This window comes from Pedobacter sp. (assembly GCF_045627485.1).
In the GTDB taxonomy this organism is placed as follows: Bacteria; Bacteroidota; Bacteroidia; order Sphingobacteriales; family Sphingobacteriaceae; genus Pedobacter.
Genome location: NZ_JAZQNU010000134.1, coordinates 1 through 3,157, shown reverse-complemented (window position 1 = coordinate 3,157; position 3,157 = coordinate 1). Strand labels below are relative to the sequence as shown.

The 3,157-nt window shown below is 41.0% G+C and carries 4 protein-coding genes; 1 reads left to right on the top strand and 3 read right to left on the bottom strand.

Features of this window, described 5'->3' with window-relative positions; all coding sequences use genetic code 11:
- Nucleotides 1–674 precede the first annotated feature (674 nt).
- The 3 genes from ACR2F3_RS10155 to ACR2F3_RS10145 form a co-directional block, all read right to left on the bottom strand.
- Complete coding sequence (locus ACR2F3_RS10155; protein WP_432709865.1) at nt 675–815, bottom strand: hypothetical protein; 141 nt, start codon at nt 813–815, stop codon at nt 675–677.
- A gap of 77 nt (nt 816–892) precedes the next feature.
- Entirely contained in the window at nt 893–1,426 is a 534-nt protein-coding gene (locus tag ACR2F3_RS10150; protein ID WP_432709864.1) for a DUF4142 domain-containing protein, read from the bottom strand.
- A 133-nt stretch (nt 1,427–1,559) separates the two neighbouring features.
- Nucleotides 1,560–2,288: an FRG domain-containing protein gene (locus ACR2F3_RS10145; RefSeq protein ID WP_432709863.1), complete on the bottom strand. Its 729-nt coding sequence runs from the start codon at nt 2,286–2,288 to the stop codon at nt 1,560–1,562.
- A gap of 115 nt (nt 2,289–2,403) precedes the next feature.
- Between ACR2F3_RS10145 and ACR2F3_RS10140 the strand changes: the two genes are divergently transcribed.
- On the top strand, nt 2,404–3,157 hold a 754-nt coding region (locus ACR2F3_RS10140), incomplete at its 3' end, for a sugar-binding domain-containing protein (RefSeq protein ID WP_432709862.1).

Sequence of the window (3,157 nt, the reverse complement as noted above, 5' to 3'; positions counted from 1 at the left end):
ATTTTTCCATAAACCTTTATCGCATAACAGGTGACTAATGACATTGTTCCCGGAACCATGATTTTACTGAACCAAGTAATTAAGCCGGATAGTAGTTGAAAAATTGTAGAGCCAACGTGCAACCGTCAGGTATATTGCCGTCATGACGCCGTTACGAGGGGGTTATAAGGGTGTTTAGACGGCCGTGGCCGTTCAAAGGCCCTTGAAAGGCCCTTCTAACCCCCTTCTAAGGCCCTTATAACTAAGGCAAAAAGTAGAAATAATTTTTATTCCTGAAATAGGTTTACACCTGTTCAAAATCAGAAACTGCTTTAAAGGATTTAGCTGATTTTTGCCCTAAAAAAGCGGCTATTTCATCAATTATATTGCTCCGAAAATTTTGTAACCGCTCCTGAAAACCGGACTGTATAAAGGCGAAAATTAGTAACGTTAAAACAGTAAGGTGAAGACATCAAAAATCAGTGAAAGTCAGATCGTAACGGTCAATGTGTCTTGTTTTAACAAAGCTATTCACGGGTGAAATTATTTAGGTAATGGTTATACAAGTAATTTTGGTAATTGCATATCAGCTATACAATCAGGATTTGCTTCTGTTTTATAGGCTTTGTTTTTCCACCTTTTCTTGAGTGTTCCTGTCATCAAATGTGCCTTTTCGGGGGTTAAATAATCACAACTTACGTGTAGCCCAACGCCAACCTGGGTGTGCCATCCTCTACAGCCTGTACGATTTCTTTAATCAAACGCTCATCATAAAAATGTGCAACAGATTTGCGAACCCGTTTTTCTGTGTCTAATTTTTTAGTTGTCGTTGTCATACACTTAGATTTATGTGTATAGCTTTTAACAATTGACACTTTTCAATTCCTGGATTCGTTTTAAACCTTGAGCATAATTACGGTGTTTGCCTGTCCAGAAGCGCAGTGGCCTCCTGTAAGTGTGTTCTTAATGCTGGTAACTTACCCGAAGCAAATGTTCTGAGGTCGGCATCAGGCACGCCATTGGCTCTGGAAGCCATTTCAAATAAGTCGATCGCTTCCTGATGCGAAACCACCATCTTTCTCGCAAACAAAGCATCAAAAGCAGCACCGGTAGCACTGTTCAGGCTGTCGAGGTTAGCCTGTTCTTTAGGCATTAAACTGGTTGGCACAGACCATCCTTTAGCAGAAGCCAGGGCCTTCATTTCAGCGCCAACAGCAGTATGGTCATTCACCATATGCTGCCCGTAAGCTTTTACTTCTTCGCTAACACCTTTTGTGATGGCCAGGTTACCTGCAGCAATTTCAAAATTATTACTGCTGGATGCCCGGTTAACAAAATCCTGGTTACTCATTCGAAAATCGTTGTCATTGTCCTTCTTACAGGAAGAAACCGTTAAAACTGTGCTAAAGGCCAAAAAAAGGGCGGTAAATAATTTAACATTTTTCATAAGGATGTGAATAAATTAATTAAAATCATTTCTTAAATATTCAACCTTTCCGGGAAGCAAAATGTTCTGGGTTAAGTACCCGTTTTTACCAAAAAAAACATCATTTTTAATAAAGTAGAAATACCCGGTTTTATCATTTGAAGTAACGCCATTGCAGGTAATTGCATAAACCTTCCAGCTCAGGAAATATGGTAAATGCATTTACGCCCAGCGTATTGAGATCGGTTCTGATTTCCATCAGCTTCTCTGAGGCAATCTTAACTTTCACCAGTTTATCCTTAAAAGAATCCAACTCGTTAATGGCTCTTTTTTCCAGCACGTCGCGGGAAGAGGAAATACTGAATAAACCCGACTGGTTGTTAATGCGCTGTTTAATGATCCTGGGCCTGATGATTTTCATGGAGGGCACATCAAATGGATAGAGGGTTTCCATATCAGGCTCTATGTCTTCATGATGAGCCATTAAAATCCAGACTACTGCATCCGGTTCGTTCTTCAGGGTATAAGAATTGCTTTCGCCGGTGGCAAACCACAGGGCGGTGAGCGCATTATTTGACCAGTCTAAAAGCCTTGTTGGCAAGCCAAAGTGCTGTCCCAGGGTCAGGTAATCCCAATCGTCGAGGGCATGCTGTTCTTTAATCAATAAAGGGTTGGTACGTTTAAACTCTTTAAGCAACAGTTTCTCTGCATCAAGCACATCCATTTTTGCTTCGAGCCGGCATATTTTAGGCAGCAGCGGCGAATCGCTGGTCTGCCCCCTGAACAGGAAATCCTGGTCATTACCTGCATTCAGGTTCTCTTGTTTCAGGCTTTTAATCAGGTTGAGGTAAACCTCTACGTTTTCTAATTCGATCTGTTTCATACCGTTAAGCGGTTAGGCAGAATTGTCATAAAAAATCTGGACAGGCCTTTTTCAAAACCAAAATTAATGGCTATTGTTTTTATAGATATCAAGATGGTCCTCAATAGAAAAGCGCATGGATATAGACAGCAACCACCCGAATTATAGCTTCACAAAACACATTAAAGATAATGACGATGGAGATAATTATATTAACCCGTTGCCTAGGGCGGTTATTCGTCCAAATTCATTCTTGCTGTTAGATGGCAACTGGCGTTTTAGTCCGGATCCGGAAAATAAAGGCATTAAACAACGCTGGTATATTGGTCATGATTTTAAGAACCAGGCCAATTGGCCAGGTAGTGTAGAAACGCACCTGTCTACTGCCAACCCGAATAGTGGATACTGGAAAGACAAAATTGTAGTATGGTATGAAAGGGAATTCCCACTTCCAAAACTTTCCAATGACGCGAAATGTCCTCGATCGCAACTTCAGTTAACTTTTGGTGCCTGTGGTTATAAAACAAGGGTGTGGCTTAATGGCATTCCGTTAAAAACAATTGAGGGCGAAACCATACACGTGGGAGGTAATACCTCATTTTCTTACGAACTTGACGATTACCTGCTGAAGGAAAACAACCGGCTCACTGTGCGCATAGCGGCAACGATGGATGCCGATACAGCAAGGGGAAAACAAGAATCTTCTGTTTATAAAAGAGGTGGAATCTGGTACCAAACCTACACTGGCGGCGTGCGCAGTATCTGCCCTTTTTCAAAATATTATATACTTCAGGAATATCCTTTTCATATTCTTTTCTTCTTGCACGAATTGGTGCCAATTCTTCCTGAAGTACGTTATTTAAGAACTTCTTACATTTTACATCTCCAAG